This is a genomic window from Lentzea sp. NPDC058436, assembly GCF_042721515.1.
In the GTDB taxonomy this organism is placed as follows: Bacteria; Actinomycetota; Actinomycetes; order Mycobacteriales; family Pseudonocardiaceae; genus Lentzea.
Window position 1 is genome coordinate 39,611 of the sequence record NZ_JBHXLF010000002.1, and the last position, 14,645, is coordinate 54,255.

At 71.1% G+C, this 14,645-nt stretch carries 10 protein-coding genes; 6 read left to right on the forward strand and 4 right to left on the reverse strand.

Annotated features, from left to right (window positions below):
• Nucleotides 1-37 precede the first annotated feature (37 nt).
• The 3 genes from ACFWN2_RS07690 to ACFWN2_RS07700 all read left to right on the forward strand — a co-directional run bounded on the left by ACFWN2_RS07690 (nt 38) and on the right by ACFWN2_RS07700 (nt 5,049).
• Nucleotides 38-2,779: a DEAD/DEAH box helicase gene (locus ACFWN2_RS07690; RefSeq protein WP_382425668.1), complete on the forward strand. Its 2,742-nt coding sequence runs from the start codon at nt 38-40 to the stop codon at nt 2,777-2,779.
• Between the two features lie 96 nt (nt 2,780-2,875).
• Nucleotides 2,876-3,634 carry a DUF4333 domain-containing protein gene (locus ACFWN2_RS07695; RefSeq protein WP_382425669.1) on the forward strand — a complete coding sequence of 253 codons (759 nt, stop codon included), beginning with the start codon at nt 2,876-2,878 and terminating at the stop codon, nt 3,632-3,634.
• 245 nt (nt 3,635-3,879) lie between these two features.
• Nucleotides 3,880-5,049 (forward strand): GNAT family N-acetyltransferase, encoded by a 1,170-nt coding sequence (locus ACFWN2_RS07700; RefSeq protein WP_382425670.1) that lies wholly within the window; start codon nt 3,880-3,882, stop codon nt 5,047-5,049.
• On the opposite strand, the gene ACFWN2_RS07705 is transcribed toward ACFWN2_RS07700, so the two are convergent.
• Complete coding sequence (locus tag ACFWN2_RS07705; protein WP_382425671.1) at nt 5,046-5,990, reverse strand: 5'-3' exonuclease H3TH domain-containing protein; 945 nt, start codon at nt 5,988-5,990, stop codon at nt 5,046-5,048. The genes ACFWN2_RS07700 and ACFWN2_RS07705 overlap by 4 nt on opposite strands.
• Before the next feature lie 103 nt (nt 5,991-6,093).
• Between ACFWN2_RS07705 and ACFWN2_RS07710 the strand changes: the two genes are divergently transcribed.
• The 3 genes from ACFWN2_RS07710 to ACFWN2_RS07720 all read left to right on the forward strand — a co-directional run bounded on the left by ACFWN2_RS07710 (nt 6,094) and on the right by ACFWN2_RS07720 (nt 10,967).
• Nucleotides 6,094-7,215: a M24 family metallopeptidase gene (locus ACFWN2_RS07710; RefSeq protein ID WP_382425672.1), complete on the forward strand. Its 1,122-nt coding sequence runs from the start codon at nt 6,094-6,096 to the stop codon at nt 7,213-7,215.
• A complete protein-coding gene (locus ACFWN2_RS07715; protein WP_253327072.1) occupies nt 7,212-7,658 on the forward strand; it encodes an Lrp/AsnC family transcriptional regulator in 447 nt (148 codons plus the stop codon). The genes ACFWN2_RS07710 and ACFWN2_RS07715 overlap by 4 nt, the downstream gene beginning before the upstream one ends.
• A 168-nt stretch (nt 7,659-7,826) precedes the next feature.
• On the forward strand, nt 7,827-10,967 hold the full coding sequence (locus ACFWN2_RS07720; RefSeq protein ID WP_382425675.1) for a S8 family serine peptidase: 3,141 nt from the start codon (nt 7,827-7,829) through the stop codon (nt 10,965-10,967).
• 42 nt (nt 10,968-11,009) lie between these two features.
• Here the strand turns inward: ACFWN2_RS07720 and ACFWN2_RS07725 are convergent, their stop codons facing one another.
• From ACFWN2_RS07725 to ACFWN2_RS07735, 3 genes are read right to left on the reverse strand one after another with little or no spacing between them, the layout of a single operon-like run.
• Complete coding sequence (locus ACFWN2_RS07725) at nt 11,010-11,627, reverse strand: ATP-binding cassette domain-containing protein (protein WP_382425677.1); 618 nt, start codon at nt 11,625-11,627, stop codon at nt 11,010-11,012.
• Nucleotides 11,603-12,202, reverse strand: a complete 600-nt coding sequence (locus ACFWN2_RS07730) for an ABC transporter ATP-binding protein (protein WP_382425679.1) — start codon at nt 12,200-12,202, stop codon at nt 11,603-11,605. Before ACFWN2_RS07730 ends, ACFWN2_RS07725 begins: the two co-directional genes overlap by 25 nt.
• Nucleotides 12,199-14,643, reverse strand: coding sequence for an ABC transporter permease (locus ACFWN2_RS07735; RefSeq protein ID WP_382425681.1), 2,445 nt, complete (start codon nt 14,641-14,643; stop codon nt 12,199-12,201). Before ACFWN2_RS07735 ends, ACFWN2_RS07730 begins: the two co-directional genes overlap by 4 nt.
• Nucleotides 14,644-14,645: the final 2 nt, after the last annotated feature.

Sequence of the window (14,645 nt, forward strand, 5' to 3'; positions counted from 1 at the left end):
GACGGCAATTGTCGGTGCGATGTGAAAGCCTGGAGGGGTGTCAAGTGCTTCGCGGTCTCCGGCCGAGGCCTACGCCCACTCCCGGCGCAACGCCCAGCGGCCCAAGCTGACCGACTTCCTGTCCGTGATCTCGTTCGAGCTGGACCCGTTCCAGCGCCAGGCCTGCGAGGCCCTGGAGGACGGCCACGGAGTGCTCGTCTGCGCCCCCACCGGTGCCGGCAAGACGGTGGTGGGCGAGTTCGCCGTGCACCTCGCGCTGACCGAGGGCCGCAAGTGCTTCTACACGACGCCGATCAAGGCGTTGAGCAACCAGAAGTTCGCCGACCTCACCGCGCGCTACGGGGCGGAGAACATCGGCCTGCTGACCGGCGACACGAGCGTGAACGGCGGTGCGCCGGTCGTCGTGATGACGACCGAGGTGCTGCGGAACATGCTGTACTCGGGTTCGTCCACTCTGGACGGACTGGCGTACGTCGTGATGGACGAGGTGCACTACCTCGCCGACAGGTTCCGCGGTCCGGTGTGGGAGGAGGTCATCCTGCACCTGCCCGAGCACGTGCAGGTGGTCGGCCTGTCCGCGACGGTCAGCAACGCCGAGGAGTTCGGCGAGTGGCTGGTCGCGGTGCGGGGCGACACGACCGTGGTCGTCGACGAGCACAGGCCCGTGCCGCTGTGGCAGCACATGCTGGTGGGCAACCAGATGCTCGACCTGTTCGAGGGCGACCAGACGCACGCGCGGATCAACTCCCAGGTGCTGCGCAAGACCGAGGAGCTCGCGCGCTACCACGTGCCGTTCAGCCGCGGGCGCAACCGCTCCGGCGGCACCGGGCGGCCGTCGCGCAACAGCGGGTTCAAGCCGCCGTCGCGCACGGACATGATCCAGCGGCTCGACAACGCGTCGCTGCTGCCCGCGATCGTGTTCGTGTTCAGCCGCGCGGGATGTGACGCGGCGGTCGCGCAGACCGCGCGCGCCGGGTTGCGGCTCAACACCCCGGAGGAGACCGAGGAGGTCCGCCGGATCATCGACGAGAAGACCCGCGACCTGCCCGAGTCCGACCTGGGCGTGCTGGGCTTCTGGGAGTGGCGGGAGGCCCTGGAGCGGGGCATCGCGTCGCACCACGCCGGCCTGCTGCCCGCGTTCAAGGAGACGGTCGAGGAGCTGTTCGTCCGCGGGCTGTGCAAGGTCGTCTTCGCGACCGAGACGCTGGCGCTGGGCATCAACATGCCCGCGCGCACGGTCGTGCTCGAAAAGCTCGTGAAGTACAACGGCGAGGCGCACGTCGACCTCACGCCGGGCGAGTACACGCAGCTCACGGGCCGTGCGGGGCGTCGTGGCATCGACATCGAGGGGCACGCGGTCGTCGTCTGGCAGCCGGGGATCGACCCCAAGGCCGTCGGCGGGCTCGCGTCCACGCGCACGTACCCGCTGCGCTCGTCGTTCCGGCCCGGCTACAACATGGCCGTCAACCTCATAACCCAGCTCGGGGCCGAGTCCGCGCGCGTCATCCTGGAGCAGTCGTTCGCGCAGTTCCAGGCCGACAGGTCGGTCGTCGGGCTCTCCCGCCGCGTCGACCGCAACAAGGAGGCGCTCGCCGGCTACACCGAGTCGATGACGTGCCACCTCGGCGACTTCACGGAGTACGCGACGCTGCGCCGCCGCATCGGCGACCGGGAGAAGCAGCTCTCGAAGCAGAACACGAACGCGCGCCGCATCGAGACGGCCAAGTCGCTCGAACGGCTGCGCAAGGGCGACGTGATCGCGGTGCCGTCCGGGCGCCGCAGCGGTCTCGCCGTCGTCGTCGACCCCGGCCTGGAGCCGATGGGGGAGGCGAAGCCGCTGGTCGTCACCGAGGACCGCTGGTCGGGCCGCCTGACGTCGGCGGACTTCCCGTCGCCGGTCGAGGTGCTCGGCCACATCCGGCTGCCCAAGCAGGTCGACGTGCGGTCGCCCAAGTCGCGGCGCGACCTGGCGTCCACGATCCGCAACACGGGCATCACCGTGCCGTCGCGCGGCCGCAGGCAGACCACGGCGGACGACGACCCCGAGCTCGCGACGCTGCGCCGAGCCCTGCGTTCGCACCCGTGCCACGGCTGCGACCAGCGCGAGGACCACGCCCGCTGGGGAGAGCGCTACCACCGGCTGCTGGCCGAGAACCAGCAGCTGGAACGCAAGGTCGCCGCGACGACGCACTCGCTCGCGCGCCAGTTCGACCGCATCCGGGCGCTGCTGCGCGAGCGCGGCTACCTGAGCGAGTCCGAGGAGGTCACCGCCGACGGCAAGCGCCTGACCAGGCTCTACAGCGAGTCGGACCTGCTCGCGGCCGAGTGCATCCGCAACGGCGTGTGGAAGGGCCTCAAGCCGGAGGAACTGGCCGCCGTCGTGTCGTCGCTGGTCTACGAGGCGCGCAGGGACGGCACCGTCGAGGCACGCCTGCCGCAGGGCCCGGTGGCCGACGCGATGCTCAAGACCGTGCGGCTGTGGGCGGAGATCGAGGACGACGAGCGCCGTCACAAGCTCGAACGCATCACCCGCCAGCCGGATCCGGGTTTCGCCTGGCCGGTGTACCGGTGGGCGCGCGGCGAGTCGCTGGAGAAGGTGCTGAGCGCCGCCGAGGCCGGTGGCAACGAGCTCGGCGCCGGCGACTTCGTGCGCTGGTGCCGGCAGGTGATCGACCTTTTGGACCAGATCCGTGAGGTGGTCGGCCGACAGGACGCCGTCGGTTCGGCCGCAGCCAAGGCCGTCGACGCGCTGAGGCGCGGAGTTGTGGCGATGATGTGACATGGGCCTGACGAAGGTTTTGCGAGTCGGAGTAAAGACTGACGTCAACGGTGTGATTGGATTTCGCCGCAACGTCGTACACACGGAGGTCGACAGATGAGCAGCCCGTACGGACCGTCCGGAGGGAACGATCCGCAGCAGCCCTGGGGCCAGCAGCCGCAACCGCCGCAGCAGCAGCCCTATGGAGGCGGTTTCCCTCCTGGCACGCCGTCAGGCGGCTTCCCTGCCCAGCAGCCGGGGCAGCAGAACCCGTACGGCCCGCCGCAGCCCCAGCAGGGCCAGCAGCAGCCGTATCCGGGCTTCGACCCGTCGCAGCAGCAGACGCAGCAGTACGGCGCGCCCGGACAGCAGCCGCAGTCGAACCCGTACGGCACTCCCGCCCAGGACCCGTACGGCCAGCAGTCGAACCCGTACGGCACCCCTGCCCAGGACCCGTACGGCCAGCAGACCCAGCAGTACGGCATGCCGGGCCAGCAGCAGCCCAACCCGTACGGCCAGCAGCCGGGCTACGGCCCGCCGATGCCGCCGAAGAAGAAGTCCAGCGCGGCCATCTGGGTGGCAGCGGTGGTCGTCGTCCTGCTCGTCGGTGGCGTGCTGTTCACCGGGTTCGTGTCGCCGGCGTTCTTCAAGAAGAAGATCTTCGACAACACGGCCGTCCAGAACGGCATCGTCCAGATCCTGAAGGACGAGTACAAGATCTCCGACGTCGGCGCCGCGACCTGTTCCGGTGAGAACGAGGTCAAGCCCAGCACCTCGTTCGAGTGCAAGGTGCAGGTCGGCGGCAAGGACAAGAAGGTCAAGATCAACGTCAAGACCGCTGACGGCGAGTACGAGGTCGGCCAGCCGTCCGGCTGATCTTCCTCCGCTTTGCCGCTAACCTCCCTCAAGGACTTCATGACCTTGGGGGAGGTTTTCGTTTCCAACCGCTGCTTCGTCTTCGCCACGCAGAACCACGACCACCCGATCTGCCCGCACGCGGTGGTGCTTGGGTCTGGACGGCGCGCCGAGGAGGTGGGGGAATCCGTCGTCGCCGGCCCGCGAGGTCTGCCGACGCGGAAACTGAGGTGCGTTCGCGCGCGGCCTGAGACACGATCGCGGGCGTGACCGAGATTCGCGTACTCAGCGACGAGGCGCAGTATCGCGCCCACAGCACGCTCTTCCGCCGCGCGATGCACTGGGGCCCGCCCACCGACGAGCAGTGGCCCGTCGTCCTGCCCTCCTACGAGCCCGGCCGGGTGCTCGCGGCGTACGAGGGCGACGAGATGGTCGGCACGACCCAGTCGTTCGGCGGCACGATGCGTGTCCCCGGTGGTGCCGTGGTGCCGCACTCAGCCGTGTCGCGCGTGGGCGTTCGTGCGGACTACACGCGCCGTGGCGTGCTGAGCGCTCTCATGCGAGAACAACTCTCCACGACCTCGGAGCCCGTCGCGACGCTGCGCGCGTCCGAGGGCCGCATCTACGGCCGGTTCGGCTACGGACTGGCCGGGCGCGTGCGGTTCCTGCGGATCGACGCGAAGAGGGCCGTGATCCCGGGCGCGCCGGTCGGCAGGGTGCGGATGGTCGACCCCGACACCTCGGACAAGCTGCTGCCGGAACTGCACACCGCGTTCGGCCTCGACCGCCCCGGCGAGATCTCCCGCTGGCCGGGCTGGTGGGCGAGGGCCCAGGACCGCAAGACCAGCGCCGAGAACCTGGTGACCGTCGTCCACAGTGGACCGGACGGCGACGACGGCTACGTGTGCTACAAGGTGTCCGAGGACAAGGACTTCAAGCACACCATGGACATCGAGGACTTCGCGTGGGCCAACGCCGACGCGTGGCGCGACCTCTGGATCTACCTCACTCGCCTCGACCTGATCGACACCATCAACGTCGACGCGGCCCTCGACGACCCGCTGAGCTGGCTCTTCGAAGACCCGCGCGTCGTGTACACGAAGGACGTCTACGACCAGATCTGGCTGCGGCTGGTGGACGTGCCGCGCATGCTCGCCGCCCGCACCTACAGCGGTACCGAGTCCGTCGTCATCGAGGTGCGGGACGCGCTGCTGCCCGCCAACGATGGCAGCTACCGGATCTCGCCTGACGGCGCCGAACGAGTCGACGCGCCCGCCGACATCACGATCCCGGTCGACCTGCTCGGGGCCGTGTACCTCGGTGACACGCGGTTCTCGGACCTCGCCGCGGCCCGTCGCATCGAGGGGTCGCGGTTCGCCGAGGCCGACGCGTTGTTCGCCGGCCCCGTCGCCCCGCTCTGCTCGACGTTCTTCTAGGGACGCCGCTCCATCGCGTTCACCAGGCGAGGCACCGAACTCCCCAGACCCCAGCGCTGCGTCAGCTCCCGCAGCCGCTCGGGGTCGGCGGGCACGCGCGGCACGTCGTCGGCGCGGTCCAGCACGACGGGGGCGTCCAGCGCGGTGCGGACGACCACGGGTGCCACCGCCAGGTACTCCTCGGCCGCGATGAGCGCGTTGCGGGCCTTGGTGGTGAGCTTGCGGTCCATCGGGTCGGTCACGGCGGCCAGCACGGCGTCGAGCGAGCCGAACTCGGTGATGAGCTTCGCCGCGGTCTTCTCGCCGATGCCCGCGACGCCCGGCAGGCCGTCGGACGGGTCGCCGCGCATCACGGACATGTCGGCGTACGCGGAACCGGCGTTCTCGACGGGCAGCGAGTACTTGGCGGCGAGCTCCTCCGGGCCGAGGACCTCCGCCTTGTTCCAGCCGCGGCCGACGTACACGACGTGCACGGGCGTGGGCTCGAACCGCACGACCTGGAACATGTCGCGGTCGCCCGTGACCACCTCGACGGGCGACTTGGTCTCGCGGTGGGCGAGTGCGCCGATGACGTCGTCGGCCTCGTAGCCCGCCGCCTCGCCCGTGCAGATGCCGGCGGCGTCGAGCACGTCGAGGATGATCGGGATCTGCGGCGTCAGCGTGTCCGGGACCTCCTCGGACCCGTCCGTCGCGTCCTCGGCGACCCGGTGCGCCTTGTAGGACGGCAGCGCCTTCACCCGGAACTCGGGTCGCCAGTCGGCGTCGAGGCAGGCGACGAGGCGGGCCGCGCCGCGTTCGGTGATGACGCGGGCGATCGTGTCGACGAACCCGCGCACGGCGTTGACGGGCGTGCCGTCGGGCGCGGTCATCGAGTCCGGCAGCGCGTAGTACGACCGGAAGTAGAGGCTCGCGGAGTCGAGCAGCACCAGGGGAGAGCTCACGAACGGACAAGCTACTAGGGCCTGGACCACTCGTGCCCGTCAGGCGCGCCGGGGTGCCGAACGCGCCCGGCGCGGATCGCGGGCAACGCACTAGGCTTCGACCATGGCAACGATCACCGGGCCCATCGACGTGTCCGCGCTGCGCGCGCGACTCGACCGCGCTTCCGCCGCCGCCGAGCAGGCGGGCGTCGACGCCCTCCTCATCTCGCCCGGCTCGGATCTGCGGTACCTGATCGGTGCCGGCGGCGACTCGTTCGAGCGCCTCACCTGCCTCGCGCTGCCCGTGGGCGGCACGCCGACGCTGGTCGTGCCGAAGCTGGAGCAGCCCGGTTACGCGGGCATCCCGACCGACGAGCTGGGCGTCGAGGTTGTGACGTGGGTAGACGGCGAGGACCCGTACGCGCTGGTCAAGGCCGCGCTCAAGGGCACCCGCACGGCGGTGGCGGACATGATGCCCGCCCTGCACACCATCAAGCTCGGCAATGCGATCGGCGGCGAGCAGTCGCTGGCCGGGCCCATCATCCGCGAGCTGCGCATGCGCAAGGACACCGCCGAGATCAACGCCCTGCGCAAGGCCGGCCAGGCGATCGACCGCGTGCACGCCCGCATGGGCGAGTTCCTGCGCGTGGGCCGCACCGAACGCGAGGTGGCGCGTGACATCGCGGCCGCGATCGTGGAGGAGGGCCACACCGTCGCCGACTTCGTGATCGTCGGCTCCGGCCCGAACGGCGCGTCCCCGCACCACCGCGACTCCGACCGCGTGGTGCAGGCGGGCGAGGTCGTCGTCATCGACATCGGCGGCCCCGTCGCCGAGGGCTACAACTCCGACTCGACCCGCACCTACGTGATGGGCGAGCCCACTTACGACGACGTCCGGGAGACCTACGCGGTCCTCCAGGCGGCGCAGAAGGCGGCCGTCGAGGCCGTCAAGCCGGGCGTGACCTGCGAGGAGATCGACAACGTCGCCCGCACCGTCATCGCGGACGCGGGCTTCGGCGAGTTCTTCGTCCACCGCACCGGCCACGGCATCGGTCTGGACGTGCACGAGGAGCCCTACATCGTCAGCGGCAACTCCCTGCCGCTCGAAGCGGGCATGGCCTTCAGCGTGGAGCCCGGCATCTACCTGCCCGGCCGCTGGGGCGCGCGCATCGAGGACATCGTGGTCGCCACCCCGGACGGCGTCGAGTCCTTCAACAACCGACCTCACGACCTGGTGGTGCTTTGACCCTCGAGCAGATCGACAGAGCGATACTGAAGGAACTCGCCTCGGACGGCCGGTGCAGCTTCACCGACCTGGCCGAGCGCGTGGGCCTGTCCGTCTCGGCCGTGCACCAACGCGTGAAGCGCCTTGAGCAGCGCGGCATCGTGAAGGGCTACGCGGCCCGTCTGGACGGCGCGGAGATCGGCCTGCCGATGTCCGCGTTCATCTCGCTGTTCCCGATCAACCCGTCCGAGCCGGACGACTACCCGAAGCGCCTCGAACACCTCCCGGAGATCGAGGCCTGCTACTCGGTGGCGGGCGACGCCTCGTACGTGCTGCGCGTGCGCGTCGGCTCGCCCGTGGCGCTGGAGGAGCTCCTCCAGAAGATCCGGGAGTCGGCCAACGTGTCGACCCGCACGACCGTGGTGCTCTCGACGCCCTACGAGGACCGGCCGCCCGCGGTCTGAGAGACGGGCTCCGCGTGCCGCGGCGGGACGATCCCGCTGCGGCAACGCCCGGAACTCCTTTCCCCACGCACGATTCCCCCGGCGTCCCGTCTTTCGGCGGAGGCGCGGCAACGTTCTGTGTCGCTAGCGTTACCTATGTAACGTTACTTCCAGAGCGGAGGAATTCCCGTGAGATCAGGACAGCGAGGTGTCCGCAGGCGGATCACCGCGCTCGCGCTGTCGGCAGGCCTCGTCACCACGACGACGGCCGCTGTCGCACACGCGGAGGAGCCGTCGCCGGAGAAGTGGGACCGGAGCGTCACGCTGATCACCGGCGACCGGGTGGAACTTGCGGGTGACCGCGTCGCGCGGTTCGTGCCGGCACCGGGCAGGGAGCACCTGCCCGTGCGCATGCACGTGCGGGACGGGCATCAGCACGTGGTGCCGTTCGACGCGGCCGCGCTGGTGGACAGCGGAAAACTGGATCCGCGCTTGTTCGACGTCACGTCGCTGGCCGGGTTCGGCTACGACGACGCGCGTCGTGACACGGTGCCCCTGATCGTGCGGCCGGCGGCGGGCGCACGATCGGGCATCACCGCGTTGCGGAGCCAGAGGTCCGTCGCGGGACTGATGACCGGAGCGGTCGCGAAGTCGGGCGCCTCCTGGGAGTCGCTGCGCGACGGCGCGTTCGAGAAGGTGTGGCTCGACGGGATCCGCGAGGTGACGCTCGACCGCAGCACGAAGCAGATCGGCGCTCCCGAGGCGTGGCAGGCGGGTGTCACCGGCAGGGGCGTGAAGGTCGCCGTGCTCGACACCGGCGTGGACGAGAACCATCCCGACCTGCAAGGAAAGCAGGTCGGGGAGAAGGACTTCACCGGTACCGGCAGCACCGACCGGGTGGGACACGGCACGCACGTCGCGTCCACGATCGCGAGCAGGGGCGAGCAGTACCGCGGTGTCGCTCCGGACGCGGAGATCCTCGACGGCAAGGTCTGCGAGTCGTTCGGCTGTGCCGAGTCGTGGATCCTCGACGGCATGCAGTGGGCGGCCGACCAGGGCGCGAACGTCGTCAACATGAGCCTGGGCGGCCCCGACACGCCCGCCGTCGACCCGCTCGAAGAGGCGGTGAACCGGCTCTCGCGGGAGTCCGGCGCGTTGTTCGTGATCTCCGCGGGCAACAACGGGCAGCCGGAGAGCATCGGCTCGCCCGGCAGTGCCGAGTCCGCGCTGACGGTCGGGGCGGTGGACCGCGACGACAGCATCGCGGCGTTCTCCAGCCGCGGCCCGGCCGCCGACGGATCGCTGAAGCCGGATGTGACCGCGCCCGGCGTCGGCATCGTGGCCGCCCAGAACGGCACGACGGGTCACGTCGCGAAGTCCGGCACGTCCATGGCCGCTCCGCACGCCGCGGGTGTCGTCGCGTTGCTCAAGCAGCAGCACCCCGACTGGACCGGTGCGCTGCTCAAGGCGGCCGTGATGGAGTCGGCGAAGGCGAACCCGGCGCTGACGGTGTTCGACCAGGGAACGGGCCGGGTCGACGTGCCGAAGTTGTTGGCGCAGAAGGTGGTCGCCGAGCCGGGCACCATCGACTTCGGTCTGCACGAGTGGCCGCACGAGGACGACGAGAAGGTCGTCCGCGAGGTCACCTACCACAACTCGGGCACGGCGCCCGTGACGCTGGACCTGGGCGTGGACGTCAAGGGACCGGACGGCAGGCCCGCGCCCGCCGGTCTGTTCACGGTGTCCCCGGCGACGGTCACGATCCCCGCAGGCGGCGTCGCCAAGGCCACGATCACCGCCGACACCGGTGTGGCCGCGCCCGACGGCGCCTACCGAGGTTCCGCCGGCGCGCCGAACGGCCCGCGCACGCTGGTCAGCGTCAACCGCGAGCCCGAGAGCTACGACACGCCGATCTCGGTGCTCGACTTCGACGGCAAGCCGGCCGCACCGGGGAAGTTCCTCATCTCGCTCACGAACATCGCGACCGGCAAGAGGTACTCAGGGCTCAGCGGGAACGTCCGCCTGCCCAGGGGCGAGTACGTCATGGACAGTGCGGTGATCAGTGCCGACTTCAGGATCGCGTTCCTGGTGGCGCCGAACGCCGTGGTGAAGGGTGAGGGGCCGGTCACGGTCGATGCCCGCACGGCCAAACCCGTGGCGCTGAAGGTCCCCGACACCGGGACCACGAGCATGGTCGGCTCGGTGTCGTACACCACCGAGGTGGCCGGCAGGACCTACGACGCGGGCTGGGCGGTGGACCAGAGCCTGAACGGGAAGGTCCTCACCGCCCAGGTCGGCACAGCCGCGCCGGGGTTCACGACCACCTTCGCCGAGCACGTCAACGGCACGCCGCGGGACGAGAAGACCCCGGTCCGCTACAGCCTGATCTACACCGAGAAGGGCATGCCGACCGGCTACCAGCGCACAGCTCAGGCGAAGGAACTCGCCGAGGTGTCGACCACCGCCCGGCCGGCCGGTGCGGACAAGAGGCACCTCATCAGGTCCGTTCCGCACCCGAACACCGGCCTGGCCGGTCTGGGCTGGTACCAGGAGGTGTTCGAGGGTGGTCGTGCCGTCGAGTACGTCACGGCTGCGGGCGGCAAGTGGAACTGGGAGTACATCCTGCTGGGCTCGACCACCGAGTACAGCACCACGACGCTCCAGCGCACCTTCCAGCCCGGCAGGAAGTACACGCAGGTGATGGGAGCGGCGGTCTTCGGCCCGTCCGTTCCGGAGGCGCCGGGCTACGGCCTCGCCAGGACCGGCGACCAGCTCTCGGTCAAGGTCCCGCTCCTCACCGACGCCAACGGCGGCGAGGCCGTGGTCGCGGGTGGCACCGCGAAGACCTCGTTGTCCCGCAACGGAACCAAGCTCGGCGAGGTGGCCCGCGCCGGCGGGGTCTTCGGCGTCCCCGCCGAGGACGGCACCTACCGGGCGGAGATCGAGCACAGCCGTGACGCGGAGTTGTCGGGCAAGGTGAGCGGCGCTTGGACGTTCCAGTCCCGGCGCACCGACGGACTCACGCACCTCCCGCTCACGGTCGTCCGCTTCCTGCCGACGCTCGACGACCAGAACGCCGCGCACGGCCGTGTGCAACTCCTGCCGCTGAAAATCGAGCAGGCGCGCAACACACCGAAGGTCAGGCGCATCACCGTCGAGGTGTCCTACGACGACGGTGCGAGCTGGAGGCAGGTGCCGGTCATCGGTGACAGGGCGGTCCTGAACCACCCGAAGAACGCGAAGTTCGCCTCACTGCGTGCCAAGACCACGGACGCAGCGGGCAACACGGGCGAGGTGACGATCATCCACGCCTACCGGATCGCGAGCTGACCGGGGGACGTGCGGGCGGGGTCGGCGCCCCGCCAGCACGTCTCAGCGAACCTGCCCGTCGGCCAGCACCAGCACCCGGTCGGCCACCTCGTGCACGGCGTCGTGGTGCGTGGCGATCAGCACCGCGGCTCCCTCGTCGGCGACCCGCCGCAGCAACCCGACGGCGGCGACCGCGCTGACCGCGTCCAGGTGCGCGGTCGGCTCGTCGGCCAGCAACGCGGCAGGACCGGCGACCACCGCCCGTGCCAGCGCGGCCCGCTGCTGCTGCCCGAACGACACCTCTCCGGGGAACCGGCGCCCCAGCCCGGCGATCCCCAGCTCCGCCAGCAGCTCCGCGACGCCGGTGACCTCCCGCCCCGCCAGCCGCAACGGCAGCGCGACGTTCTCCTCCAGCGTCAGCTCGGACGCCAGCCCGAGCGACTGCGGCAGCACCGCGCAGGCCGACCACGAGGCCTGCCCCGGCGACACCGACCCGCTGTCCGGGAAGTCGAAGCCGCACAACAGGGACAGCAGCGCGGTCTTCCCCGACCCGGACGGCCCGCTCAGCGTCACCAGCTCACCGGCGGCGACCGCCAGGTCCACCCCGCGCAGCACGGAGACCCCGCCGAAGGACCGGTGCACCCCGTCCGCGCGGATCACGACGCGGCCAGCGGGATGCACAGGTCCGCCAGCGACACCAGCCGCGGGTCGTGCGACGCGACCACGGCCGGTACCGGCAACGCCCCCAGCGTCTCCAGCACGAGGTCGGCGGAGCGCACGTCGAGCTGCGAGGTCGGTTCGTCCGCCACCACGACGGAGGCGCCGCGGGCCAGCGCGCACCCGAACGCCAGGCGCTGCTGCTGCCCACCCGACAGGGCACCGATCCGCCAGGTCGCGGACCCGCCCAGCCCGAGCTGGTCCAGCAACGAGAGGTCGTCCGCCCCGGCGGCGCGGAGGTTCTCGCCGACGGTCAGGTGCGCGATCAGGTTGTCGGCCGGGTTCTGGAAGACGACGGCGATCTCCCTGCGCCGCAACGTGCGCAGCTCCGACCACGACAACGACGAGGTCGGCACGTCGCGGATGAACACCTCGCCGGCGGAAGGGCGCTCCACCAGTGAGAGCACGCGCAGCAGCGTCGACTTGCCGGAGCCGGACGGTCCGGACAGGACGGTGAGGCCGGGGGCGATCGACAGCGACACGTCCGTGACGGCGCGCACGGAACCGTAGGACACCCCGATGCCACAAGCGCGGATCACCTGAGCAGTTCTCCCATCCGCGCGGTTCGCACGCCGCGCAACGCGAGCCAGGCCGCCACGACCACCACGAGGGCGCCGCAGGTGACCATCGAACCCAGCAACGGCACCAGGTCCGGCAGCATCGGGGCCGGGGTCAGCCACGGCGCGGGGTCGAGGCGCGGTACGGCCGCCCCCGCGCTCATGAACGACGCCAGAGCGCCGATTCCCAGTGCCAGCAACGCCAACGCGCCCACTTCCAGCAGATGACTCGACCACAGCACGGCCGGGCGCATGCCCATGCGGGTCGACAGGGCACCGGAGACCGCGTTCTGCCGGCGGCGGACCTCGACGGCCAGCAGCAGCGCCACGGCGGCGACCACGGCCAGGACGACACCGATCGCCGCCACGAAGCCGAAGGTCCACTCGACGGTCAGGAACGGCAGGCCGTCCAGCACGCGGGCGCGGTCGGCGACGTTCGTGTAGTGGATGCCCTCTGCCTGGAGCGCGGAAGTCAAGGCGGGCAATGGAAGTGACGACCACAGGTGCCACGAGCCGACCTGTTCGGCGGCGGGCACCGACTCACGGCTGATCACGTAGCCGCGCGTGCCGAGCTTCGGGAACGACGGCAGCGACGCCACGGGCTTCAGCAGCGGCAGCCCGGGGACCTGGATCTCCTGGTTCGCAGACCTGCCGATGCGCACGGCGGGCGCGGTCTCGCCGTCCCGCCGCAGACCGGAGAGCAGGGTGCGCACCGAATCCGGGTCGTCCAGGACGGCCGCGGTGGTGAACGTTGCGGGGTCCACGACCAGCGCGCCCGTGCTCATCCCGACGAGGGTTGTGTTGCCCTGCAACGAGGAGGGCAGCGCGACCCGGCCGAGCGCGAGGTCCTGCGACACCTGGACGGTGCTGTTGGCGCCGACGAGCACCCCCGACTTCGAGTCCAGCGCCGACTGCTGCGCGCCCGCCACCGCGCTGCCGACGGCGATGGTGCCGACCGCCAGCACACCCACGAGCAGCACACCCGTCACGGGACCGGCGGCCGCGGCGAGGCGGCGCAAGGCCAGTTGGGCGGCCGGGACCTGCCACCACTGCACGCGGTGCGACCAGCCGAGCGACCAGCGCAGCAACCGGGTCGCGAGCAACGCCGCCGTCAGCACCACGAGCAGCGGGAACGCCAGCGCGGCCACGTCCACGCGCGGGAGCGTTCCGGCCTTCAGCGCGGTGCCCAACCCGTTGTGGGACAGGCGAACCCACGCCAGCACGGCCAGTCCGGCGACGATCAGCTCCCACGGCACCCACGCGAGCCGTCGTGCTCGTGCCTGCTTCTGGAACGTCCGGTGCACCCGCCAGGACGCCACCAGCACGGTCACCGCCAGGCTCAGCACCACGACGGCCAGCACGAAGCCCAACGCCGCCCACAGCGTTCCGGCGGCCAGCACGACACCGGGCGCGTACAGCGGCAGCAGCAGCCGCGCGGCCACCAGCCCCAGCACACCGCCCACGACCAGCGGCAACCCCAGTTCCAGCACCCCGCGCACGCCCAGGGCCAGCGGACTCGCTCCACGCACCCACAGCAACCGCAGCTCGGAATGCCGGCGCTGCGCCCACTGCACGGTCACGGTGCCCACGCCCGCGAGCCCCACCAGCACGCTGATGATCACCAGCGGCAGCAGCGCCGACGAGACGTTGCGCTCGGAGGTCCGCGCCGCCGTGACGGCACCGGACAGCAGGTCCGTGCGCGTCAACGGCAGTCCGAGCGCCGCCAGCCGCGCGTTCCCGTTGTCCCGCAACGCCTCCGCCTCGGCGAGCGTCTCCGGCGGTTCACTCAGGAACCGCAACGACACCGTGGCACCGGACGAGAACTCCTCCGGGAGCGAGGAGAGGTCCGCGGGTGAGGCCACCCAGATCACCGACGTGCTGGCGCCGTCGCCGCCCAGCGGGTTCGGCACCACCGTCTGCGCCTCGGAACACCACCACCCGGACACGGGCTGCGCGAGGTCGGCGTAGATCGCGGTGACGACCAGCGGCGACCCGGTCAGCCGGTCGCCGACCTCCACCTTCGCTGCCGTCGCGATCGTCTGCGGCACCCAGAGTCCGGTGCCGCCGCCCTGCACGACGGTGAGGTGCGTCAGCGCGTCCGGCCGGTAGCCGAACCGGCCCCAGGTCGCGATGCCGTTGAAGTCGGGCCTGCCGATGCGCGTGTAGGCCCCGCCCACGTCGCCGCGCGCTGCCATCGACACCGCCGACGGCAGCGGAAGACCGTCCCCATCCAATGACGGGTGCACGGACTGGGGGCACATCCGGCTCAGCTGGTAGGCGAGCGCGGCACTGCCGGCGGAGGAGGAGTGCAGGGCGGCCGCGGCCACGACGAAGCCCAGCAGCAACGTCGTCGCGATGCTCACCAGCAGCGTGAGCGGGCTCGACAGCGCTGCCCTGGGCGCGGCTCTCCACGGCAACTGCACCT

Bases quoted from the DNA above. Each gene is read 5' to 3' on its own strand.
- ACFWN2_RS07695 (WP_382425669.1), top strand. From the start codon at position 2,876: ATGAGCAGCCCGTACGGACCGTCCGGAGGGAACGATCCGCAGCAGCCC.
- ACFWN2_RS07710 (WP_382425672.1), top strand. From the start codon at position 6,094: ATGGCAACGATCACCGGGCCCATCGACGTGTCCGCGCTGCGCGCGCGA.